Source organism: Clostridium sp. D5 (assembly GCF_000190355.1).
Taxonomy (GTDB): domain Bacteria; phylum Bacillota; class Clostridia; order Lachnospirales; family Lachnospiraceae; genus Faecalicatena; species Faecalicatena fissicatena_A.
Window position 1 is genome coordinate 113,652 of record NZ_GL870811.1, and the last position, 23,414, is coordinate 137,065.

The 23,414-nt window shown below is 44.1% G+C and carries 17 protein-coding genes; 13 read left to right on the forward strand and 4 right to left on the reverse strand.

The window, feature by feature from the left end:
* From ltrA to mgrA, 5 genes are all read left to right on the forward strand, one after another.
* Positions 1 to 1,129: group II intron reverse transcriptase/maturase (ltrA, locus tag HMPREF0240_RS08860; protein ID WP_083806153.1), on the forward strand; the 1,129-nt coding region annotated here is incomplete at its 5' end.
* Positions 1,130 to 1,327: 198 nt separating this feature from the next.
* Positions 1,328 to 2,851, forward strand: coding sequence for a helix-turn-helix domain-containing protein (locus HMPREF0240_RS08865; protein ID WP_009003098.1), 1,524 nt, complete (start codon positions 1,328 to 1,330; stop codon positions 2,849 to 2,851).
* A gap of 21 nt (positions 2,852 to 2,872) precedes the next feature.
* A complete protein-coding gene (locus HMPREF0240_RS08870) occupies positions 2,873 to 4,669 on the forward strand; it encodes a histidine kinase (protein ID WP_035312810.1) in 1,797 nt (598 codons plus the stop codon).
* Positions 4,611 to 5,972, forward strand: coding sequence for a glycoside-pentoside-hexuronide (GPH):cation symporter (locus tag HMPREF0240_RS08875; protein WP_009003100.1), 1,362 nt, complete (start codon positions 4,611 to 4,613; stop codon positions 5,970 to 5,972). Before HMPREF0240_RS08870 ends, HMPREF0240_RS08875 begins: the two co-directional genes overlap by 59 nt.
* A gap of 67 nt (positions 5,973 to 6,039) precedes the next feature.
* The gene (mgrA, locus tag HMPREF0240_RS08880; protein ID WP_009003101.1) at positions 6,040 to 7,038 is read left to right on the forward strand and encodes an L-glyceraldehyde 3-phosphate reductase; all 999 of its coding nucleotides are present in this window, start codon (positions 6,040 to 6,042) and stop codon (positions 7,036 to 7,038) included.
* A 1,011-nt stretch (positions 7,039 to 8,049) separates the two neighbouring features.
* Here the strand turns inward: mgrA and HMPREF0240_RS08885 are convergent.
* Positions 8,050 to 8,910 carry a tyrosine-type recombinase/integrase gene (locus HMPREF0240_RS08885; RefSeq protein WP_009003102.1) on the reverse strand — a complete coding sequence of 287 codons (861 nt, stop codon included), beginning with the start codon at positions 8,908 to 8,910 and terminating at the stop codon, positions 8,050 to 8,052.
* A 204-nt stretch (positions 8,911 to 9,114) separates the two neighbouring features.
* Here HMPREF0240_RS08885 and HMPREF0240_RS08890 point away from each other — a divergent pair, with 204 nt between their 5' ends.
* A complete protein-coding gene (locus HMPREF0240_RS08890) occupies positions 9,115 to 10,188 on the forward strand; it encodes an HD domain-containing phosphohydrolase (protein WP_347462575.1) in 1,074 nt (357 codons plus the stop codon).
* Here the strand turns inward: HMPREF0240_RS08890 and HMPREF0240_RS08895 are convergent.
* On the reverse strand, positions 10,172 to 11,509 hold the full coding sequence (locus HMPREF0240_RS08895) for an MATE family efflux transporter (RefSeq protein WP_009003104.1): 1,338 nt from the start codon (positions 11,507 to 11,509) through the stop codon (positions 10,172 to 10,174). The two genes, HMPREF0240_RS08890 and HMPREF0240_RS08895, sit on opposite strands and share 17 nt — an antisense overlap.
* A gap of 470 nt (positions 11,510 to 11,979) precedes the next feature.
* Here HMPREF0240_RS08895 and HMPREF0240_RS08905 point away from each other — a divergent pair, with 470 nt between their 5' ends.
* Positions 11,980 to 13,182 carry a DUF4317 domain-containing protein gene (locus HMPREF0240_RS08905; protein ID WP_009003105.1) on the forward strand — a complete coding sequence of 401 codons (1,203 nt, stop codon included), beginning with the start codon at positions 11,980 to 11,982 and terminating at the stop codon, positions 13,180 to 13,182.
* Positions 13,183 to 13,337: 155 nt separating this feature from the next.
* Here HMPREF0240_RS08905 and HMPREF0240_RS08910 read toward each other — a convergent pair whose 3' ends face one another.
* Both HMPREF0240_RS08910 and HMPREF0240_RS08915 read right to left on the reverse strand, forming a co-directional pair.
* Positions 13,338 to 14,786 carry a GntR family transcriptional regulator gene (locus HMPREF0240_RS08910; RefSeq protein ID WP_009003106.1) on the reverse strand — a complete coding sequence of 483 codons (1,449 nt, stop codon included), beginning with the start codon at positions 14,784 to 14,786 and terminating at the stop codon, positions 13,338 to 13,340.
* A gap of 132 nt (positions 14,787 to 14,918) precedes the next feature.
* Positions 14,919 to 17,699: a response regulator gene (locus HMPREF0240_RS08915; protein ID WP_347462576.1), complete on the reverse strand. Its 2,781-nt coding sequence runs from the start codon at positions 17,697 to 17,699 to the stop codon at positions 14,919 to 14,921.
* A gap of 224 nt (positions 17,700 to 17,923) precedes the next feature.
* On the opposite strand from HMPREF0240_RS08915, the gene HMPREF0240_RS25195 reads away from it, so the two are divergent.
* The 6 genes from HMPREF0240_RS25195 (at position 17,924) to HMPREF0240_RS08945 (ending at position 23,037) form a co-directional block, all read left to right on the forward strand.
* Positions 17,924 to 18,055, forward strand: coding sequence for a hypothetical protein (locus HMPREF0240_RS25195; RefSeq protein ID WP_278245589.1), 132 nt, complete (start codon positions 17,924 to 17,926; stop codon positions 18,053 to 18,055).
* Between the two features lie 77 nt (positions 18,056 to 18,132).
* Complete coding sequence (locus HMPREF0240_RS08920) at positions 18,133 to 19,329, forward strand: aminotransferase class I/II-fold pyridoxal phosphate-dependent enzyme (RefSeq protein WP_009003108.1); 1,197 nt, start codon at positions 18,133 to 18,135, stop codon at positions 19,327 to 19,329.
* A gap of 622 nt (positions 19,330 to 19,951) precedes the next feature.
* Entirely contained in the window at positions 19,952 to 20,575 is a 624-nt protein-coding gene (locus HMPREF0240_RS08930) for a TetR/AcrR family transcriptional regulator (RefSeq protein ID WP_009003110.1), read from the forward strand.
* 149 nt (positions 20,576 to 20,724) lie between these two features.
* Positions 20,725 to 21,357: a TetR/AcrR family transcriptional regulator gene (locus HMPREF0240_RS08935; protein ID WP_009003111.1), complete on the forward strand. Its 633-nt coding sequence runs from the start codon at positions 20,725 to 20,727 to the stop codon at positions 21,355 to 21,357.
* Complete coding sequence (locus HMPREF0240_RS08940) at positions 21,344 to 22,240, forward strand: ABC transporter ATP-binding protein (RefSeq protein ID WP_009003112.1); 897 nt, start codon at positions 21,344 to 21,346, stop codon at positions 22,238 to 22,240. The genes HMPREF0240_RS08935 and HMPREF0240_RS08940 overlap by 14 nt, the downstream gene beginning before the upstream one ends.
* A complete protein-coding gene (locus HMPREF0240_RS08945) occupies positions 22,240 to 23,037 on the forward strand; it encodes an ABC transporter permease subunit (protein ID WP_009003113.1) in 798 nt (265 codons plus the stop codon). The genes HMPREF0240_RS08940 and HMPREF0240_RS08945 overlap by 1 nt, the downstream gene beginning before the upstream one ends.
* Positions 23,038 to 23,414: the final 377 nt, after the last annotated feature.

The following is a 23,414-nucleotide window of genomic DNA, read 5'->3' on the forward strand; positions in this document are numbered from 1 at the left end:
GAACCTTAGGATAAACATCAGGAATCTGGTGAAAAGGCTAAAGAATAAAGCTTATAAGCCAAAGCCGACGTTGCGGGTATACATTCCAAAAGCAAATGGAAAGAAACGTCCTCTGGGAATAGCGTCCTATGAAGATAAGATAGTGCAGTTAGGATTGAAGAAGATACTGGAAGCAGTGTACGAACCAAAGTTTCAAGAGAATATGTATGGCTTTCGGCCAAACCGGAACTGTCATATGGCAATCAAAGAGTTGTGTATCAGTATCGTGCGCAAACGAATCAATTATGTTGTGGATGCAGATATCAAAGGATTCTTTGACCATATGAGTCATGAATGGACACTGGAATTTGTGGAGTACTATATCAAAGACCCCAATATACTCTGGCTGATACAGAAATATCTGAAAGCAGGAGTGCTGGAAAGTGGAAAGTACCAAACGAATGAGGTGGGTTCAGTTCAGGGAAATATCATCAGTCCGATACTGGCAAATATCTATATGCACCATGTACTGGTACTGTGGTACAAAGCGTATTTTGAGAAGCGTGGTTCAGGTAAGAGTTTTCTCGTAATTTACGCGGATGATTACCTGGCGGGTTTCGAACATAAGCACGAAGCAGAACGGTACTACAAAGAGATGCAAAAGCGATTGAGTAAATATGGATTAGAGATTGAGACGAGTAAAAGCAGACTTCTGGAATTCGGGAGATATGCGAAAGAAAGAAGAAAGCGAAGAGGGGAGGGGAAACCCGAGACCTTTGACTTCTTAGGATTTACATTCTATTGCGGAGAAAATCAAGCAGGAAAGTTTTGTGTAAAACCAAAGACCAGTGGGAAACGGATAGCAACAAAGCTGAAGGAAATGAAACAGTGGCTGAAATATAATCGGACAACGCCGCTAAAAGTGCTGATGCCGATTCTAAATCTTAAACTGCTGGGACATTACAGGTACTATGGTTTGACCTATAACATCCAGTCACTGGTAAAATATCACTATTACACAACACAGTTGTTATATCGCTGGATGAACCGCAGAAGTCAGAAGAAAAGCTACAATTGGGAGGGATTCAGGCAGATGTTGGAATATTATCCACTAGCTTATCCCAAGAAATACTTCAATCTCTATGCGTAGCATGTAACTGTAAACGTTATTATGAAGAGCCGTATGCGGGAAAGCCGCACGTACGGTTCTGGAAAGGACTTCATATCGTGAGATATGATTTTACTAAACTAGAGTTCACACCCTGCGGGTGCGTACAGTAACGAGAGTATTTCACGAGCTCATTGTTCATGGTATAATAGTAGAATTACAGGGAATGAGGTAATTCTTATGGATAATTATGTAAAGCTTTACATCGTTGATGACGAGAAAATGGCAATTGAGTATTTTAAAAGATTAACAGAGGAGATTTCTCCTGCCTGTAAAGTGGTGGGGGAAGCTCTTCATGGTCCGACTGCGCTGGAGGAGATTCCGAGAGTACAGCCGGATATTGTATTTGTGGATATCAGCATGCCGGTTATGAATGGGCTGGTCCTGGCAGAGCGGATACTGCAGCAGAATAAAAATCAGATAATTGTACTGCTGACTTCTTACCGGGAATTTGACTATGTAAAACGGGGAATGGAACTGGGGGTAAGCAATTATCTGCTGAAAAATGAGCTGACTGCGGAGAGTTTGAGCAGGGAAATCAGCAGTATTATGGAACAGATCAGGATTGAGCGAAAGCAGGTCCATACATACCAGGAATATAATCTGAAGCAGTTTCTGGAAAGTGAATGCGATCTGACGGAGGGCATGGAAAATATTTATAAAGGCAGCACTCTAAACAGGTTTGCCCTGACAGTTATAAAACGTATACATCCTGTCCGTCTGCAGCCTGCATATGAGGAGCATGTCAATTTTGAGGCCATGAGGCTCGAAGAATTGGAATATCCGAAGGGAATTACGTGCCGTGGGGCAGTCAGAATGTCGGAGGAGCTGTGGGCTTCGGTTTTCTTTATTCACGAAGTGGTATCGGACAGTGCAGGGCTGCTGGAGGAATCGGCACAGAAAATGCTGAGGGTATATGAAGGTGCGGGTATTGCTGTCTCCGCTGTTATATCAGATGTTTTTCGGAAGTTTACAGATCTTCCGCAGGCATACAGAAGAATTGCCAGGCTCTCACAGCACATGCTGTGTATGGGGAGAGGCAAAGTATATCATCAGAGTGATGTGGAAAATGTCCTGAGTGCAGAAAGGAAGACAGAAGTTTACATGTCGGACCTGGTTGGAATTCTGGATGCGGAGAAGATGTCGGACGCGGAAGGGCTGATAGACCGTTTATTTGAGGAGGCCGCGGCCTACACCATACAGGAGTTTACCAGAATGGTGCAGGAACTGCATGGTGTCATTAAAAGATATGCCATACGCAAAAAAGTGGATACCAATGTAATCCCGGCACAGAATGAATTTTATTCTGCCAGTGAGGCAAGGGAGTATACCCAGAATATGGTTTCAGAAATATTTAAGCATTTGCGCGAGCAGGAGGAGAAACAGTATTCCAGAAATGTGCTTCTGATTCTGGAGTACATACAGCAGCATTATGCGGAAAATATCTCTCTTCAAGACATTGCGGAGGCGGTTCAGCTCTCCGAGGGGCATACGAGAAAATGCTTCAAGCAGGAGGTCGGGACGACGGTTGTGGATTATCTCACGGAGTACCGCATTAAACGTGCCAAGGAAATGATAAACAATGGTGAGCGGATTACGATTGTCTACGAAAAGGCCGGATTTACTTCCAGCCAGTATTTCAGCTATGTATTTAAAAAATATGAGGGCATCAGCCCCAGTGAATATGCACGCCGGATGCGATGATCACAGAGGGAGGATATCCATATGAAACTGCGCTATACATTAAAATTTAAGCTGATAGCATCGGTGCTGCTGATTATGTCTGTTACTTTCAGTGTCAGCAGTTTTGTGATTTATCACAATGTGTTTGGAACAATGGAGGAGCAGATAATACTGGACGAGCAGCAGAAACTGGAACAGACCAGTCATCAGCTGGAGTACGTGCAGGAATCCGTGGAGGGGGTTGCGAAGCAGATCGTAATCCTTTCCGAACTTCAGAATCTCATCAAACAGAGCAGGACAAAGGATAGCTTTGCGGCTCTGGTCAGCCATGATAAAGTACGGCGGCTCATTTCTTCCTATACAAATATGCAGCCATATCTGAGCAGTGTCATGGTTATAACGCCTGATGGAAAAACATTTTCCAGTAATCAGTATGAAAAGGAGTTTAAACCAGAGGAGGAGACCTGGTATCAGGAGTTTAAGGAGCATGATGTACGTTCAGGATTTACGACGCTGCATTCTTATCTTTCTTCGCAGGCAGGATGGCAAAGCGATGTGATCAGTTATGTGATGACCTTTAAAGACATCCAGAACGGACAGGATATTATGGGGGATCTCATCATCCATGTGGATTTTAAAGAGCTGATTGCGAAGGCTGAACTGGATGACAGCCTGCTGAAGGGCTATGCCCTTTATGACAGATGGGGAAATAAGATCCTGGGCAGTGGAAAAATGACATTGTCTTATGAAACGATAGCAGCAAATGAGAATGGCAAGTACAGGCTGGATAACGGTAATGTGATTTTATGCAACCGAAGTTTTGCGGATGGATGGATCATGGTTTCCGAGGTGTACAGTGATCAGATCAGGAATAAGCTTTCTACCATGCAGAAGCTGTTTATGATGACCTTTGGCACCGCGATTATTCTGCTGATTGTTCTGATCTACTATTTTATCAATCGGATTACCAGGCCGGTAGGGCAGTTACATGCTGCAGCTGAGAAAGTGCGGACCGGTGACTTTAATGTGGAAGTCAATATTAATACAAATGATGAGCTTGAGATTCTGGGAGATTCTTTTAACAGTATGGTGCAGGATCTGCAGAATCTGCTTGAAGAATCAGTTGAGCATGAAAAAAATATACGGGAAATGGAAATCAACAGGCTTATGCTGCAGATCAATCCGCATTTTATCTATAATACACTGAACTCCATTGTATATATGGCTCAGATGAAGGGCGACACCGATATTGTGAAGTTTGCAAATGCTTTCATATCGCTGCTTCAGGATACCCTGCGTGTGGAAAAGGACAGTATATACATCAGTATGAGGCAGGAAGTGAAGAACATCAGAAACTACCTGACGATTCAGGAATACCGGTATCCCGACCGTTTTCAGATTGATTATCGGATTGCTGAGGAGGTTATGGACTGTGAGGTTCCAAATGTCCTGATACAGCCAATCGTGGAAAATGCGATTTTTCATGGACTGGCTGGGAAAATTGAGCCCGGAATGCTCAGCATAGAAGCGCGAAGAGAGCGGGATTGTCTGGTGATCCGCGTGGCGGATGACGGAATAGGGATGAGCAGGGAAAAGGTAGAAGAACTGCTGGCCTCAGATGAAGAAATTAAAGGGAAAATGCGGACGATCGGCGTGGCAAACGTCAGTAAACGGATCGCGGAAATATATGGGGACGGATACGGTCTTCAGATTGTCAGTGAGGAAGGAGTGGGTACCAGGGTAACGGTAACAATACCGTACCGCAGATACCAGAAAACCGATGAAGACAGAATTGAGCGAGCAGAAAAAGAAGGGCCCGTCGAAGCTGGAAAAGATTAGTTTCGGGCTGGGCGATTTTTCGGGAAATGGTATTTTTACATTTGTTTCAACTTATCTGATGTTTTTTTATACAGACGCGGCAAAGCTGGATCTGGGGGCGATTGGCATGATCCTGCTGGCGGGGAGGACGGTGGATGCAGTATTCAGTCCTGTGATGGGTTTTATCGTAGACCGTACGAATACCCGTTTTGGAAAGTGCAGGCCTTTTCTTGCCGCCGGGATACTGCCGGTATGTTTTCTGATGTGCGCATTATTTTATTCACCGTCTGCCTTTTCGGAACAGGGGAAAATATTATATGCGGCAATGATTTATGTTTTATTCAGTCTGCTGTACGCATTTATTAATGTTCCGTATTCTACGATGCTGACAGTACTGAGCAGCAGCCAGGATGAGCGGATTGTTTTCAATCTTTTTAAAAATGTAGGGGCAAACTGCGGCGGCATTTTTGTGACTGCATGTACGCTGTGGCTTGTCAATGAACTGGGAAACAGTAAGCGTCAGGGATTTATGCTTGCAGCAATATTGTTTGGGACGATATTCCTGTGCTGCTCTCTTGCATGCGCTGTAAATGTGGTGGAGCGGGTGAAACCTGAGAAGGGGACGCAAAAGGGGGGAATTCTCCAGTCACTAAAAACTGCAAAAGATAACCGGCACTGGCTGGTGCTCTGCGGCGTACAGTTTTTAAGCCTTACCTATATGATGGTAAGAAATCAGGGAACACTGTATTATACAAAATACTATCTGGGTCAGGAAGAATTAAGCTCTCTTTTTCTTTCAATTATGCCGCTGGCATCGGTTGCAGTAGCCTTTGTACTGCCGTTGATTGCCCGGAAGAAGGGCATGCGGTTTTGCGTGCGGAGCGGAAATATTCTATGGTGCACGGCAATGGCCGGGACCTGGGCAGCAGGGAAAAATGTGCTGGCGGCGGTTATATTTCACATTGCAGCAAGCATTGGATGGGCTATGGCCACCGGTATGATATTTGTCATGCTGTCCCAGGTCATTGATTATTCCCAGTGGAAGACAGGCGTGAGGCCACAGGGATTTTTGACTTCTATGATAGCTCTGGTACAAAAACTGGGTGTTGCCTGTTCCGGCTACATCTGTGCCCTTGTGCTGAAACTGGGTGGCTACCAGGCGGGCAATGCCGGCGGAGCGGAGACTCTGTTTGCGATTCGTATGAATTTTGCAGGAATTCCCTTACTGCTGTCGGCAGCAGCCATTGTCCTGATCTCCTTTTATACACTGGATGAACAGTATCCAAAAATAGAACGAGAATTGAACCAGCGCCATGGAGTGTGATACAATTAAGAAACAGATACCTTATTCTGCAGCTTGCTGCAGATGAATGAGAATCAGGAGGAATATAATGTCAGTAGATTACAAAGCATCAGACGATCGTTACAGAAAAATGCATTATTTGCACAGTGGGAAAAGCGGGCTTTTGCTTCCTGCGGTATCACTTGGGTTATGGCATAATTTCGGAAGCAGCTGTGATTTCGAGAATATGAGAGCATTATGCCGGACAGCATTTGACAATGGAATTACACACTTTGATCTTGCCAATAACTATGGTCCTGTTCCGGGCAGTGCGGAAGAGAACTTTGGGCGTATTCTGAAGAAAGATCTGGGGGTATACAGAGATGAGCTGGTGATCAGCACGAAGGCCGGATATGATATGTGGGAGGGGCCTTACGGCAATTTTGGCAGCAAAAAGCATCTGTTGGCAAGTCTGGATCAGAGCCTGAAACGGATGGGGCTGGAGTATGTGGATATCTTTTATCACCACCGCATGGATCCGGATACGCCCGTGGAGGAGAGCATGATGGCGCTTGCCCAGGCGGTGCATAGTGGAAAAGCACTGTACGCGGGTATATCCAATTATGATAAAGAACATACAGAGCTGGCAATGGAAATCATGAAAGATCTGAAGTGTCCTCTGATTATTAACCAGCGAAGATATTCCATTTTTGACAGAACAATTGAGGAAGATGGAGTAAAAGAAGCAGCGTCCAGAACAGGTCTGGGAATTATCTGTTTCAGCCCGCTGGCGCAGGGACTTCTTACGGATAAATACCTGCACGGTATTCCGAAGGACAGCCGCATTGCGAAAGATCCGCGTTTTTTGAAGGAAGACAGCCTGACTGAAACACGGCTTGAGCGGATTAGAGGGTTGAATGATATTGCAGTAAATAGAGGGCAGACTCTTGCACAGATGGCGCTGTCCTGGATTCTTAAAGACAGTGATATCACAAGTGTACTGATCGGGGCTTCCAGGCCGGAGCAGATAACAGAGAATATAGAGATTATACATAACAGAACATTCTCAGACGCGGAGCTGAGAGCAATTGATGAGCTTAGTAAATAAGGGGAGAAGGAGGACGCCTGCCCCGTTCCGTTCCACGGCAGGCTGGTTCATCAAGGCGGAAGAGAAGGGCCTTATTCGGTAGGGAGCTCAAACGGTGCGGTGGATGGGGCTGCGAGGGAATGGATATTTAGTTAGAGTTTAGTTTTGTTATTAGTTCGGGCATGTGATTTATTTTGGACTGGAGAACGAGATTGTATGGAAAGCGCGCTTTGTAAATGATGTTTTTCGATTCTCCACAGCGACGGCATTTCATGGGATATGAATAAATATATAAATCTTTTCTCTGTAAATGCATTCCAAATGTTTCATTCAGACAATTTCTGCAAAGATTAAGGCTATGTAATGGGTATTTAATTTTGCTCATCTTTTTTATTCTCCCTTTTTCTTTTGTTCTCTGCGGCTATTAATACTTAGGAGGGATTAATAGCCGCAGAGATATCTATATTAATTATCAGCGTCATTATTTTTATACTTAGGTGCGCCTGTTCTTTTCTTAGCCGGTTGGCTGGGCCGGTCAGAATGGTGAAATTCATGTTCAGGGACACTCTAAGCGAACACTGCTTTCCGACACTGACCAACATAGGTCATGCGAGGAAACAGTGCTGTGTTAATATTTGTATTGTTTATTTTTATCCTTTCTTTTCTAGTGCTTCCAAATTAGCGAAGGTACAACATAATATTAGTTATGTTGTACGGGCAAGAAAGTTAAAAAGACGTCCTTAGCCTTTTAACAACATAATATTAGTTATGTTGTAGATATTTATACTATTATGATATTAATGAGTTAAAGGGAGTCATATTAGAAACTAAAACTTGACATGACTTTTTAAAACTGGTAGATTATTAGTATACCCAAAGGGTACTCAGTAACCCATATACTACGGGTGGATCTGCAACAAAGCTGCAGAAAAGGTAAAAATATTTGTAATATGTATGGCTGATTAACAGACTTCCTGGATTTTACAACATAACTAATATTATGTTGTTAGTAATTTAGGGAGTTTTTTATTGTCAGGCTACAAGTCCCAGTCTTTGTATCTGCTTTCGGTAATTTTGTTCTGTGTTTGCTGTATAAATTCTTGTCACATCCATATTGCTATGGCCGAGAAGGTCTGCAAGTCCTGCGATATCATTTGTAAGTTTATAATAAGAACGGGCAAACAGATGTCTTAGATTGTGCGGAAAAATTTTCTGTTCCTGGACATTTGAAATTTTCCAGAGCGCTTTCATTTCCCGCCATAAATTACTTCTGTCTTTGGGTCTTCCATTTCTGGTTATAAAAATACAGCCCTGGGTTATTCCATTTTTGGCAGCATAATATAGTAATTTATTTTTCAGCACATCTGAAATTAATATGGTTCTGTGCTTTCCTTTATTTGAAATAGCGATCGTCCCCTTTTTCACTCTTTCCACAGTAAAGAATACAAGCTCACTTACTCTTGCCCCCGTTGCGGCAAGGGTTTCAATGCTCATTGCCAGCTGGTAGTTCTGCCTGCTCCTTGCAGCCTCTAAGAGTCTCTTGTATTCCTGCTTTGTCATTTCCTTTGCCTCTGGAATAAATAACTGTTTTTGTACTTTCAGTCTTTTTACCTTCCATTTCCCATAACCGAAAAAATCCAGAAACTGATTCAATGCCACCAGCATAGAATTAATGCTTGTTGCTTCGTATTTGGGATACAGCCATTCCTTATATGAGACAATACACTTTTTATCTATTTCATAATGACCATCCAGATATTTATAAAATGTTCGAATATCTGTCATATACTTTGAGATTGTGGCTCTCGCATTCTCACGTTCATACAGATATTTCTGGAAATCTGACAACGCCTCTTCAGGGTTAAAAGTAAATTTTTCATATACATAGTCCATACTTACACCTCCGTAAATTAAAATAAAAATCTATTATCCTGCAGTTGTACTGCAGATCCGCAAGACGGGCATGGATTCCGGAATGCCCTTTGGGAATATTTTTTAGTTTATCCTGTAAATTAATTTTCATGCTATAGTAGTTTGATAATTAATTGAAGTAATAGGATGATTGTGATATTCTGTACCTATCTTTAAGTGGCTGTGATGAACCTGAGCGGATCATATAACGCAGAAAGGAACCTGCAGAATAAGGTTAAGGTAATCGGAATGGGAGCAAATACGGTAATAAACAGCAATAACATTGTTGGGTTAATCCAACGTACCCTGAATGAAGTGGACACCAGGCTTATTGATCATGGGATCCGCGTGGCTTTCCTTGTATCTCGAATGATGGAGGCCGACGGCAGTTACACCAGACAGGAAAAGCAGGATATCTGTATTCTTTCTGCATTGCATGATATAGGCGCATATAAAACAGAAGAGATTGACAGGATGGTTGAGTTTGAGACGGGGGATGTCTGGGAACATTCCATATATGGATATGTCTTTTTATGTTATCTTTCCCCTTTAAAGGAATGGTCCGAAGCGGTGCTGTTTCATCATACACCGGCAAAGGAACTTCCGCGTCTGGAACCCAGAATTAAGGAAGTGGCACAGATGATTAGTCTGGCCGACAGGATGGAGATATTTAGCAGAAGTTTCAGACAGGGAAAGTCCATGGAAGAAGTCAGGACTAATGCATTTGCTTTTCTGGAAGAAAAGCGGGAACGGATCCGTTATGGGGCAATGCTTCACGATCTCGGAAAAATCGGAATTCCTGTGGAGATACTGGAATTCCCCGGGAAGCTCAGTACCCAGGCTATGAATATTATGAGGACTCATGTAGATATTACGGAGCGGATACTTGGAGAAAGTGTTGCTTCTGACGTGTCCCGGATTGCTCTGCGGCATCATGAAAAACTTGACGGGAGCGGATATCCGAGAGGAATAGAAGGCAAAGATATGACACTAGAGGAGGAGATTGTAGCGGCCTCCGATATTGTCAGTGCACTTCTTGGAACACGAAGCTACAAAGAAGCCTTTTCTAAGGAAAGGACGCTTTCCATCATACAGGATATGGCAGAGAACGGGAAACTGAATCCGGAGATCATTTCCGTCATTCAGAGAAACTTTGATGAAATAGTAGGGAAAGCAGCAGAAAACTGCGCTCCTGCGCTGGAAAACTATTACGGAATACAGTTTGAATACAGAAGATTGCTTGTTAGGTATCTTGTTTAGGAGGACGCTGATTGATTCCCTGGTTGCCCCGTCTTATAAGCAAAAGAACCACCACTGTTGTCATGAATTCTGCAGCGGGTACGGTCATCCAGATTCCGTTGAGACCCAGTAGCGCAGATAATGCAAAGGACAGAGGGATGACAAACAGAAAACCGCGCAGGCAGGAGATCAGGAAGGCCCGGCCTGGTTTGTCAACAGCGCTGAAGTAAGCGGCGGAGATGATGTTGATGCCAACGAATAAAAAGGCCGTGAAGTATATGTGCATTCCGTTTACTGCTATTTCATGCAGTGCAGTGTTGTGCTCTTTGTTAAACAGTTCTACGATTCCATCGGAGAAAATATATGTGACTCCATAGGAAATAAGGGCGAAAATTATAGACGTAGTCAGTGCATAGCGCAGTAAGTTTTTAACATTCTTAGTCTCTTTTTTTCCAAAACAGCTGCTTAATATGGGCTGAACTCCCTGGGAGATTCCGGTGAATATGGAAATTAGTACAAGGGCGATGTTGGCCAGGATCCCATAGGCGGCAACACCCAGGTTTCCGCTGTCCTTTAAGATCAGAAAGTTAAAGATGATCATGACAACTCCTGAGGAAACTTCCACGATTAAAGAAGAAACACCCAGGGCGGATATATCCCGGATTCTTTTAAAACTTGGTTTGATGCAGCAGAAATGAAACTGATTTTCTCTCCGCAGAAAGTGGCGGGAGAGAATCAGCATACTGACGACGGGGGCCACTCCTGTGGCAATTGCAGCGCCCGCCATACCCATTCCCAGCGGAAAGATAAAGACATAGTCCAGTACAACATTAGAAAGGCTGCCCACCAGCATGGCTGTCATCGAAAGCTGCGGTTTTTTGTCATTGCGGACAAAGCAGATGAGCAGGTTGTTCAGCATAAACATCGGCGCAAACATAAGAAGAATGCGAAGATAAACTCCCGTGAGCGGGAGTATGGATTCATCTGCGCCCAGGAGGGAGGCAAGCTGATAAGGGAGCAGCAGGCCTATCAAAAAGAAGACCGCGGCAAGTGCCAGAACAAAAAAGAGCGCCTGGGTAAACACGGTTTTTCTAGAACCGGCATCGCCGTTGCCACCGGATATAGAATAACGTGTGGCGCCCCCCATACCGATCATCAGCCCCAGTCCGTTAATGAAACTGTAGGCTGGAATTGCAAGATTTAAAGCTGTCAGCCCATCGGGCCCCACTCCGCGGGCAATAAAAAAAGTATCCGCCAGAATGTAGCAGGAAAGCCCTACCATGCCCAGAATATTGGCTGAGACATATTTCGTATAAGTCCTGAAAATAGATTCTGTTTTCATTTTGAAACCTCCGTAAAGTTGTTGTAGTATTATGCCTCCTACCGGTAGGGCTTTTTTATTTCACAGGAAGCAATTCCTATGAAATAAAAAACATCCGCCTCTCATACCTTCTAAGGCCTATCGGTATGAAATACGAATGCTTCTGAATTCCTACCCGGCGGCAGGAAAAAGCTTTTATTAAATTTAATGCCAGCCGTATGGCCATAAAATTAGAAGGACAATATTTTGAACAGCCAGACCAGTGTAATTAATTACCAGACATACTCTACCACAGATAAAAGAAGAAATCAATGCTTTTCTGAAAAGAGATTTCGGTGTAAAATAGAAAAGGCTATAATGTGGAGTATATTTACAATATCATGCTATGTGGCCGGATTCCGGGGAAGGTATAATTTATATCAGACGAAAGCTGTCCGGTGGCCCCCGGAGGGAAACAAAAGTAAAGTAAGCAAAAGAAAGAAGGAAGATAAATGAATAAAAAAGAAGTACTGGAAATCAGAAAACAGTTTTCACCTGCAAATTGTGCAATTACCCGCATCTGCGGATGCTATGTAGACCACGAAAAAAATAAAAAAATGGAATCTAAAGATGCTTTTCTGTCTCTGCCGGAGGAGGAAGCATTTAAATATTTTGATATCTTTAAGAAGACACTGTCAGGTACAATGGGACGCAACATGCTGAATATGGAATTTCCGCTGGATGCGGAGATGCCAGGGGGAACCCAGGAATTTCTGATGAAGCTTCGGGGCAGCAAGCTGGAGGACGATATGCTGCTGGAAGAATTTTATGACAAGATTATTGACAGTTACATATATGAAGAAAATTATTATATTGTTGTGATCCATGCTATGTATGATATCCCAGGAAAATCATCCGACAATCTTGAGATGTTTGATGCCTCTGATAATGTATACGAATATCTTCTGTGCAGTATATGTCCGGTAAGCCTGTCAAAGCCAGGTCTTTATTACAATGCGGAGGATAACCGGATTCAGGACAGAATCCGTGACTGGATCGTGGATATGCCGGAGAAGGGATTTTTATTTCCTGCATTTACAGACAGGAATATGGATATTCATGGTGTCCTGTATTATACTAAAAAGTCAGAAGATCTGCAGGAGGAAATGATCGATAATGTACTGGGAGCCCAGATGCCGATGTCTGCGGATACGCAGAAAGAGACATTCCAGCTGCTGATTGAAGATACACTTGGGGAGGATGGGGATTACGAAACGGTCCGCAATATCCATGAAACACTGAATGATATGATAGACGAACATAAGGAAGAACCGGAGCCTCTGGCGTTGGATAAGACTGATGTGAAAAAGATATTTGAGAAGAGCGGTGTTCCGTCAGAGAAGATGGAAGAGTTCGATAAGAACTTTGAGGAAACGGCAGGCGAAAAAGCCTCTCTGCTTGCTGCAAATATTGCTGAGACGAGAAAGTTCAATATTGAAACCCCGGATGTTGTAATTAAGGTCAACCCGGAGCGCATGGATCTTGTGGAAACAAGGGTGATCGACGGCAGGCAGTGTCTGGTCATTGTGGTAGACGATCACATCGAAGTGAATGGAATCAATGTGCGTACAATGAAGGCACCTGGCAGTATTACAGTAGTCGGAGAGGCGGAAGCAGCGGAGGAAGTGGAGGAAGCGCCGCCGTGGAATGAGTAGCAGAGCTGGAAAGCTGTTAAGTAAATAATCGAACGGCAGGAGAGATGGCTGGTATAAATGTAAAATAAATGTTTACCGGTGAATTGAAAAATATATAAAGGAGGGCTGGAAAGTGGTTTTTTAGATCACTTCCCAGCCCTTATAATAATTTTCAGTTAAAAGCCGGTTACTCTTTCCGCTTTGCTGACTCCGATTTCTAATAGCGTCTGTTTGGTTGAAGCAAAGTTATTTTCAAACAGCTGCCGGCAGGCTGATGCCAGCTCGGCACCATCCCGTGAATTGCAGCCCTTCAGGATAGATTCGGCAGTCCGGGACCAGCCGGGGATGGATTCAGTTCCGTTTGTTTCAAGCCGAAGGATACTGCCTTTTAAAAGCAGATGGGTAAGCTTGCTGTAGATTTCCCGTATTGCGGCCAGCGGACAGCAGCGGACAATGGCCTGCAGTGCAGCACTTACGGTGGCAACCCGGGATCGCTCGTTCTCAGGGATCGATGCAGCCCGGGCAATCTCATCCAGCAGGGTGTCAGGAATATAGGGGAAGGTGTACGCCATAACCTGTTCCCCCGTGATGGCCAGGAGCTGCAGTGCTTCCAGGAAGATTACCATATTGTCATCCAGAGTCAAGTCCTTAAACTTTTGGGAGATGGAAAAATCTCCCGTAAAAATTACACGTGTTCCAACACCGTTGATCGTTTTTACTACTTCGAGTTTGTTCATCAGCATAATGGTGCGCCGGACAGTGATTTCAGAGATATGATAGATATCTGCAAGGACTGAAATATTCGGCAGCAAAGTGCCTGCCGGATAAATTCCCTGGTGAATTTTACATATCAGGTCAATTGCCACGACATCACAATAACGTGTGCGGCCTTTGTGGGGTTCCCAGCAGAACGCTTCCTGGTCAGCCTCTTCTGAGACAGCCGGCATATCCTCAAGATATTTCTCTATAGGATTAGAAAAAGCCTCCGATAGTTTTTCAAGCTGCTGTTTTGAAACTTCAGGCTCTATATGTTTATCGTTTTGAAAGTAATATAAATAATCATCTGCTATACTCTGGAAGAACTTCTCTGCATCTGCATCCCCATATTTAAGGCGGAGAATATCCAGAAAAGAACTTCCGGCGAAGTCACTGATATCATAATACAGGCTAAGCGCTGTATGACTGCCCAGCGAATGGAGTGACTGTTCATATTGCATCCAAAGATGTTTGCCGTTGTTTTTCTTTTCCTGATTCCGGGCAGCCTGTGCTAAAACAAAATCATCTTCTATATGCCGGATGCTGTGTGAACATATGGCCGGGGAAATTAGTTTCAGGCTCCTGACAAGATCCAGAAGCGCTTTACAGCGCCGCTTAAAAATATCACTCTCCAGATAATTATCGAAAGGCTTTCTCAGCACCACAGTCGCTTTTCCGCGGCTCAGCTTAATAAGCCCTTCTGCCTCCAGCATTTTGAGCGCTCTTTGGGCCGGACAGTAGGAAACCTGATATTTTTCAGCGATAATTTTGGCAGATGGGAAACGCTCACCGTCATCGTAATAGCCCAGCTGTATTTTTCCGGCAAGACTGCGGTATATAGTTTGTTCCTGGCTGTTATAATTAGACATTATGTAATCCACCTCCTGTATGTGTCATGATGCTGCAATATTCCATGGGCTCCTCCCACATTGGAGGAAGGAATCTAACAAGCGGACCATTTTTCTTATCATAACATATAACAATAGGATTTGCACATAAAATCACTTGCAGAGATACCTCTTCAAAGTCTCTATTAAAAGGGCTATATCAATAGGCTTTGCAATATGGTCATTCATACCCGCATTGTATGCCTTGCCGATATCGGAGGTAAAGGCATTTGCAGTCAGGGCAAGAATGGGGACGCTACAGGCATCCTTCCGGGTAAGACGGCGGATTGCCTTTGTGGAATCATATCCGTTCATTACTGGCATCTGGATATCCATCAGGATAGCAGAGTAATAACCTGGTTCTGAGGCTTCAAACATATCAAGCGCGCATTGTCCATTTTCGGCGGTTTCTACTTTAATTTGCTGCATCAGAAGCAATTCAGTGGCAATCTCCCGGTTCAGTGTGTTATCTTCCACAAGAAGCACACGTTTCCCAATGAGGCCGGGATGGGTCTCTTCTGCCTGGGAGGTTACTGTATCCAGCCTTGTACTGGATAAAAATGTCTGCAGCACGTGAAGCATCTTGGACTTAAACAGCGGTTTGGTGATAAAGGCATCTGCTCCTGCGTTCAGAAATTCTGCTTCTATATCTGAATAATCATAGGCTGAGATAATGATAACAGGCACATCTTTCCCCAGGTTTTGCCGGATAGCTTTCAATGTTTCCAGTCCATCCATCTCCGGCATCTTCCAGTCCAGGATCACTGCAAAGAAATCATCGCCGGTATTGTGTGCATCGGCAGTCCGCCGGACAGCTTCTGATCCTGAGAGAACCCAGTATCCCCGCATTCCCAGTTCGTCTAAAAGTGCAGTAGCGCTTTCACATACGATTTCATCGTCATCAACGACAAGAACAGGCAGCCCCTTCAGTTCGCCGTCACAGGGAATGTCTTCATCAACCAGTTCAAACTGCAGCGTGACAGTGAACGTACTGCCCTTCTCCATCTGGCTGGTTACTTCAATGGAGCCGTTCATCATGCGAACTATATTTTCCGTGATTGCCATTCCGAGACCAGTCCCCTGAATCTTACTGATGCGGGAATCTTCGGCCCGGGAAAAGGGGTCGAAAATAAGCGGGATGAAATCCTCAGGCATTCCGATGCCGTCGTCCGTGACGATAAATTCAAACTGTCCCTTTTTATCTGTGATGGAAGGAATCTCTTTAATCCGGAGGCTGACGGTTCCTCCGTCAGGAGTATATTTTATAGCATTGGACAGCAGATTCATCAAAACCTGCTGCATCCGGTCGCCGTCTGTTATGACTTTTTCATGCCGGACATAACTGACACTGATTTTGAAGTCCAGCTGTTTTTCCGCAATGAGCGGTTTGCACATGTCGGATACATTCTGGATCAGCTCGGGAAGGTTTACTTCTTCTGGAAGCAGATCAATTTTACCGCTCTCAATTTTGGACATGTCCAGCACTTCATTGATCAGACTGAGCAGATGTCGGCTGGATACATTGATCTTATTCAGGCAGTCACGAACCCTTTCGGGTTCGGCAAGATTGGCCTGGGCGATGGCCGCCATGCCCATGATGGCATTCATTGGGGTACGGATATCGTGTGACATGGAGGAAAGAAAATTGGTTTTTGCAGAGTTAGCCACTTTGGCTGTCTGATATGCATCTTCCAGAGCTCTGCGCTGCCGTTCCTGTTCCCTGCGATCTTCCGTTACATCAATACATACGCTGTAAAAAGACGGTATCCCATCCCAGCTGCTTTCACTGTCCTCATAGTACAACGTCAATGTCTGTGTCTTTACCTCGCCGCTGCGTGTGATTACCCTTGCCTCTGTAACCGTGTTTCTGCCGGTATGCTGCATCTTTTTCAGGAGAATATGAATACGCTCTTTGTCATCAGGATGTATGTAAGAACACTGAGAATGGAGTTCTGTTTCAAACTGTTCCTTTGTATATCCGATGATTCGTAAAAAATCGGCGCCATACCAGAGAACCGTACTCAAATCTCTGGCATCCAGACGCATAAACCCCCCGGGTATCGTGCGGAGAAGCGTTTCACGTTCCTGATCCTTCTTCGCAAGTTTATACTCTGCACTGTACATATCGTGAGAAAGCTCAATGCGTGCTTTGTGTCCGTACCAGTTAATCAGTCTGTTTTTGATCATAAAGGTACGTTTCAGAACCGGATTGTAGAATTCCCACTCGTAAAATTCATCGGTGCGCAGTCTGTCATTTGTACAGAAAGGGCAGGGAGACGTTCTTCCCTGAATCGCTTCATAGCATTTGCGGCCGCTTACCTTTTCTTTTGTGGACCGCAGAGTTTCAAGTGCTTCATCGTTCACATACAGAAGTTCATATGTGTCCATATCACTTATGTAAACATTGCCCACATATTTATCCATCATCCATTGAAAATACTGAACTTTTTCTTCACTCTGGGCGACCAGGCTGCTGATGTCGGTCAGGACAGCAGAAATCACCGGATGTCCGTCAGAGATTTCGCCTGTGAAGGTTCCTGTAATACGGTTCCAGGTATGACCGCCCTGTTTTAAAGGCAGCGGGAAATCTGCTGTAAAACTGGCCTCTTTTTTGCAGAGTACTTCAGAAGCAGAGTTTTTTATATTGTCGAATTCCGTGGTGTAATTTTTCAGATACAGGCGGAGACTGGAGAAGCGGGTGAGGAATTCTTCTTTCGTATAGCCGGTGCTTTTATAAAATTGATTGTTTGCAAACAGGAGAGACAGATCGTTATCATATATATATATGCAGGCACTGCAGCCAATGGTCTCCATAAACGCGCCATAGCCGCAGGCGGTATCTCCTGCAGAATTACCGGGAGTTTCTTTTAAAACCGGTTTGTTTTGCAGTTCCATGAATAAATCTCCTTTGTAGATATTAACTGCTTTTTGAAATGATATTGCGTATTCACTTTATGGACAGATGGCAGCATGCAGCACGCGTTATTTCAAAAAAATTATCTTGTTCATATTATATCTGAATGAATTAGGAAAAGCAATAGCATATCAGAAAGGAAAAAACCTATTAGGTTAGTGCGACAGGCATTTATTACTCACTTGTCGAAAATATATGATATAAAATGATCATTTTTGAAAAAATGGGATGCGATTATATCCAGGGTTATCTGATAGACAAGTCCCTTCCATTAGATCAGTTTGAAGAAAAATACAAGCATGCGGAGCGGCTTGACGGGCAGGCACGACCGGTATAAAATAGAAACAGCTTAACGAACATAAGAAAAACGTACCGGACGTAGGACCAGATGAGAAGAAAGGACAGAGAAAAAAGATGAAATATGATTTTACGACGATCATGGACAGGGCCGGCCATGATGCACTGGCAGTGGACTGCATCCCAATGGAGGGAGTGGAAGTAAAGGACGGATTCACACGGATACCGATGTGGGTGGCCGATATGAATTTTCCGACCCTTCCGACCATACTTGAAGCAATAGAAGACAGGCTGAAGCATCCTCACTTTGGTTATTTTGATATGTCAGATGCGTATTATGACAGTATTATTAACTGGCAGAAAGACCGCTTTGGTGTGACAGGGCTGAGCCGGGAGGATATCGGCTATGAAAATGGCGTTCTGGGCTGTGTGTCATCCGCCCTTCAGGCATTTACAGCGCCGGGAGAAGCCGTTCTTATCCAGTCTCCGGCTTACATTGGGTTTACAAAAACGGTGGAAAGCATCGGAAGAAAGCTGGTGCTGAGTGGATTAGTCCGTGACGGAGACGGCGTATGGCGCATGGATCTTGAGGATATGGAGAGAAAACTGCGGGATAACCATGTTCATTGCGTGATCTTCTGCTCTCCGCATAATCCGACGGGAAGGGTCTGGGAAAGGGAAGAGCTTGAAGCTGTCATGGCGCTGTATAAAAAGTACGACTGTGTTGTCATATCTGATGAGATATGGGCAGATCTCACTCTGCCGGGGCACACTCATATACCGCTGCAGTCTGTGTCGGAGGATGCAAAAGCGAGGACTATCAGCATCTATGCACCATCGAAGACATTTAACCTGGCGGGGCTGATTGGTTCCTACCATGTAATATATACCCCGTACCTGCGGGACCGCCTTGCAAAGTATGCTTCGGCCTCCCACTATAATTCCTGTAATGTCCTGTCCATGCATGCGCTGATTGGCGCTTACAAAGACGAAGGCAGAGAATGGGCGGATGAACTCAGGATGGTACTGGGAGAAAATGTGGATTACGCTTATCAATTTATTACCAGCCATTTTGAAGGCGTGTCACTGGCAAAACCGCAGGGAACTTATATGCTGTTTTTGGACTGCGAAACATGGTGTAAAGAGCACGGAAAGACACTGGATGAACTACTAAAAGCTGGGGTGGAAGCAGGAGTCATCTGGCAGGACGGAAGGCCGTTTTATGGGGCATGGTCTATTCGTGTTAATCTGGCACTGCCAAAAAAACTGGTGGAAGAGGCAATGGGGCGGCTTGAGAAGTATGTATTTGTATGACAGGAGTGAGTGGGGGCGGAGGGCGCCTGTCGGGAGTGCGGCTTCTGCAGCAGCGGGAAACTTCCGTGCCCCTTCTGGCAGCGGTCCGTTTGCTAAGTCTCACTAGATAAAAACCACATCGGATTGGAAGGCACCGGCGGCATTCACCGTGCAATTCTGATGAATTGCACGGCTCAGGCCGCCTTAAACTCTGCTTTGGTGAGCAGAGTTTAGCCTTCCAATCCGATGTGGTTTTTATCAAGTGAGACTAACGCGCTCTCTATGCTGCCAGAAGGGGCACGGAAGTTTTCCGCTGCCGCAGAAGCCGCACTCCCGACAGGCTGGGCGCATCCGGTAGGAGGGACACTGGGGAGGGATTTACGGGGGAGGCGGATTGGGATGGCTGGGGGAGATGTGGTTGGGGGGATGGTGTTGATTCTCAGTATAAAAATTTACGGATGGGGGTTGTAAAAAATAGTCAATCATGTATTCTGGAAGAGTAGGTTGACCGGGGGAGTCAACGTGGTTTGGCTGGTATTTGTAAGGGTTTTGTGTGTAGTTGGATGGGATTAGATTAAGTTTGGATTTTGAGGGAAAGAGAAGGAAGATATAGGGATGGGCTTTGGAAGGAGGGACAGTGTCTATGAATGAGAAGTTTTTTGCGCTTCCGGAGGAGAAACGGCAGAGAATTATTAATGCTGCTATGGAGGTGTTTGGAAAAAATGAGTATAAGAGGGCTTCTACGGATTTGATTGCGGTTAAGGCGGGGATTTCGAAGGGGCTTTTGTTTTATTATTTTCATAATAAGAAAGAGTTATATTTGTATATTTATAACTGTCTGATTGAGGTTATGAGGGAACAGGTTGCGGATACTACTTTTCTGGAGCTGACAGATTTTTTTGAACTGATGAGCTATGCGGGGAGAGGAAAATGTGAAATACTGGAGAAGAATCCTTATATTATGGACTTTTCTTTGAAGGCGTTTTATTCGGAGAATGAAGTCGTATCGGATTCTCTGAAGACCGTGAATACTATGCAAGAAGAAGAGATGTTTAAGCTGTATTTTGGGAATCTGGATACTTATAAGTTTAAAGACGGGATCGAGCCTTTTAAAGTTTACAAGATGCTGAGATGGATGGGAGATGGATATATTCATGATATACAGATGTCAGGGAAAAAATTCAGTATGGATGAGCTTTTGGAGGAATTTAACAGCTGGATGGAAATGATAAAGAAGATGGTATATAAGGAGGAGTATCAGAATTAGGCGGATTAAGAGGGAAGTTAAAAATCATATAAAAGTTCTGCAGGGGGTTGTAAAAAATAGTCAATTCGGTATTCTGATAGTAAGGTTTGACTGAAGAAGTCAAACCGGTCCGGATAACTTATTACAGCTAATCAGAAAAGGGGTGTTCCATGAATGAGAAGTTTTATTCACTTCAGGAAGAAAAGCAGCAGAGCATTATTAATGCAAGTATGGAGGTGTTTGCCAAAAATGAATATAAACGGGCATCTACAGATTTGATAGCCGCTAAGGCAGGTATCTCAAAGGGGCTTTTATTTTATTATTTTCATAATAAAAAGGAATTGTATATGTACATATATAATTACCTGGCGGAAGTGATGCAGGCACAGATTATTGATGCAAAGTTCCTTGAACTGACAGACTTCTTTGAAATATTGGAGTATTCGGCATGGAATAAAGTGAAGGCGCTGCGTAAGAATCCATTTATTATGGATTTTGCCATGAGGGCGTTTTATTCAGATAAAGAAGCTGTGTCGGTAGAAGTCAAAAGGATGAACAGTAATCTGGAGGAGTCATTGTATGAGATTTATTTTAGCAATATTGACCTGTATAAGTTCAAAGAAGGCGTGGAACCTTACCGGATATATAAAATGATGCGGTGGATGGCTGATGGCTATTCGCACGGTATCCAGATATCAGGCAGGACGTTTGTACTGGATGAGCTGGAAAAGGAATTCAATAGCTGGATAGACATGATGAGAAGGCTTGTATACAAGGAGGAATATCAGAATGAGCGTAATTGAGATCAGCCATATCACAAAAGATTATGGCAAAGGGCGGGGCGTATTTGATGTCAGTTTCAATGTGAAGCAGGGGGAAGTCCTGGGATTTCTGGGACCAAACGGAGCAGGAAAAACGACGACAATCCGCCAGTTAATGGGATTTATTAAACCGGACAGCGGAAAACTGTCGATTCGGGGAATGGACTGTTTCAAAGAAGCGGATCAGATTCAGAAGTCGCTGGGATATTTACCGGGAGAGATCGCATTTATTGATTCTATGAACGGAATGGAGTTTATTAAGTTCGTGGCTAAGATGAAGAAGATGAAAGATCTGGGGCGTGCGCAGGAACTGATGCAGATGTTTGAACTGAATGCGTCCGGAAAGCTGAAGAAGATGTCAAAAGGTATGAAGCAGAAGATCGGAATCGTGTGCGCCTTTATGGATTCCGGTTCAGAGATTCTGATTCTGGATGAACCGACTTCCGGGCTGGACCCATTGATGCAGAACCGATTTGTGGAACTGGTTTTGTCCGAGAAGAAAAAAGGGAAGACGATCCTGATGTCCTCCCATATGTTTGAAGAAGTGGAGCGAACCTGTGACCGTGCGGCAATTATCCGGGAGGGACGTCTGGTTGCGGTGGAGGAGATGGAGAAACTAAAAGAAAGCAGACAGAAGATTATAGTAGTGTCTTTTAAAGACGCATCTATGGCAGAAGCTTTTGCAGCAGAATTTCCGAAAGCGGGATACCAGGCAGGGAGTAAGATGGTGACGGCAAAGGTTGGCAGGAACCTGGACTCCTTTATTAAAAAAGCCGGTGAGTATACCATTGCAGATCTGGATGTCCGCACCCAGAGTCTGGAAGAGTTCTTCATGCATTTTTACGGAGAGGGGGCAGACAAATAATGAATGCTACACTATTAAAAAAAGAGATCAAATCTAACTGGATATTGCTTGTTATATTTTTGGGTGTGCTCAGTATGTATTCAGTAATGATTACAATGATGTTCGACCCAAAACTGGGAGACAGCCTGAAAATGATGGCGGATAGTATGCCCCAAATGTTCGCGGCCTTTGGAATGGCTGATGTGGGAACCTCATTGCTGGAGTTTGTAACGGGGTATTTATATGGAATCCTGCTTGTGGCGTTTCCAGGGGTTTACATCATTATTCTGGCAAACAGGCTGGTTGCGAAGTATGTAGATAACGGTTCTATGGCGTATTTGCTGGCAGTGCCGGAAAAACGGCGTAAAATTGTGCTGACTCAGGGAATCTTCATGCTGCTGACCCTGCTGGTTATGGTTGTGTATTGTACAGTACTAATTCTTACAGTTGGGGAAATACTGTTTCCGGGAGAAATGGATATAAAAGGGTTTTTGCGGGTGAATGTGGGCCTGATGGGACTTCTGGTGTTTTTTGGAGGAGCTTGTTTCTGTGCATCCTGTTTCTGCAATGAGTCGAAAAACTCTTCTGCAATTAGTACGGGAGTTGTGGTTTATTCTGTATTAGTTCAGATGATATCACAGGTTGGAGAGAAATTCGAGAATGTGAAATACGCTACCCCGCTGACGCTGTTTAATGTAGATGGGTTGAGTGCGGGAGATGCAGAGGCCTGGGCGACTTGCGCGGTATTGTATGTTGTAGGTCTTGTGCTTATGGGGATTGGGATTATACGATTTAGTAAAAAAGATCTTCCGCTGTAATATTAGAAAAAAGTATAGCTGATTTAATGTTTAGAACTTTATTTACTTTATTTAGGTTGAATTTCAGGGTTAAAGCAACTTTATCAAAGTAAATGCAGTCTGGTCAGTCCTATTTCGTGAAAAATGTGAAATAGGACTGTTTTTTATGTGAATTTCGTGTAAAATAATAGTAATCCACCATGAAAAGCCTTAAAAATAGGTGCACTATGCCGGAAGTGAGATTTACCTGTTTTTTTGCCAGAGTAAATGCCACCCCTATATAGGCGCTATATTATGTAAGGCCGGGTCTGGGGGATAATTAAGGCTGTTTGCCGTGTAAAGCTTAGCCTTAATGTTTGTTTTGTTGAAAAGCCGGGGATGGCGGTGCCAAATCCCGG

What these genes read in the sequence shown, in the direction of transcription:
- HMPREF0240_RS08945 (WP_009003113.1), top strand. Translation starts at nt 22,240, where the DNA reads ATGAATGCTACACTATTAAAAAAAGAGATCAAATCTAACTGGATATTG.
- mgrA (WP_009003101.1), top strand. Translation starts at nt 6,040, where the DNA reads ATGTCAGTAGATTACAAAGCATCAGACGATCGTTACAGAAAAATGCAT.
- HMPREF0240_RS08890 (WP_347462575.1), top strand. Translation starts at nt 9,115, where the DNA reads ATGAACCTGAGCGGATCATATAACGCAGAAAGGAACCTGCAGAATAAG.
- HMPREF0240_RS08940 (WP_009003112.1), top strand. Translation starts at nt 21,344, where the DNA reads ATGAGCGTAATTGAGATCAGCCATATCACAAAAGATTATGGCAAAGGG.
- HMPREF0240_RS08865 (WP_009003098.1), top strand. Translation starts at nt 1,328, where the DNA reads ATGGATAATTATGTAAAGCTTTACATCGTTGATGACGAGAAAATGGCA.
- HMPREF0240_RS25195 (WP_278245589.1), top strand. Translation starts at nt 17,924, where the DNA reads ATGATCATTTTTGAAAAAATGGGATGCGATTATATCCAGGGTTATCTG.
- HMPREF0240_RS08870 (WP_035312810.1), top strand. Translation starts at nt 2,873, where the DNA reads ATGAAACTGCGCTATACATTAAAATTTAAGCTGATAGCATCGGTGCTG.
- HMPREF0240_RS08885 (WP_009003102.1), bottom strand. Translation starts at nt 8,910, where the DNA reads ATGGACTATGTATATGAAAAATTTACTTTTAACCCTGAAGAGGCGTTG.
- HMPREF0240_RS08875 (WP_009003100.1), top strand. Translation starts at nt 4,611, where the DNA reads ATGAAGACAGAATTGAGCGAGCAGAAAAAGAAGGGCCCGTCGAAGCTG.
- HMPREF0240_RS08935 (WP_009003111.1), top strand. Translation starts at nt 20,725, where the DNA reads ATGAATGAGAAGTTTTATTCACTTCAGGAAGAAAAGCAGCAGAGCATT.
- HMPREF0240_RS08920 (WP_009003108.1), top strand. Translation starts at nt 18,133, where the DNA reads ATGAAATATGATTTTACGACGATCATGGACAGGGCCGGCCATGATGCA.
- HMPREF0240_RS08915 (WP_347462576.1), bottom strand. Translation starts at nt 17,699, where the DNA reads ATGGAACTGCAAAACAAACCGGTTTTAAAAGAAACTCCCGGTAATTCT.
- HMPREF0240_RS08895 (WP_009003104.1), bottom strand. Translation starts at nt 11,509, where the DNA reads ATGAAAACAGAATCTATTTTCAGGACTTATACGAAATATGTCTCAGCC.
- HMPREF0240_RS08905 (WP_009003105.1), top strand. Translation starts at nt 11,980, where the DNA reads ATGAATAAAAAAGAAGTACTGGAAATCAGAAAACAGTTTTCACCTGCA.
- HMPREF0240_RS08930 (WP_009003110.1), top strand. Translation starts at nt 19,952, where the DNA reads ATGAATGAGAAGTTTTTTGCGCTTCCGGAGGAGAAACGGCAGAGAATT.
- HMPREF0240_RS08910 (WP_009003106.1), bottom strand. Translation starts at nt 14,786, where the DNA reads ATGTCTAATTATAACAGCCAGGAACAAACTATATACCGCAGTCTTGCC.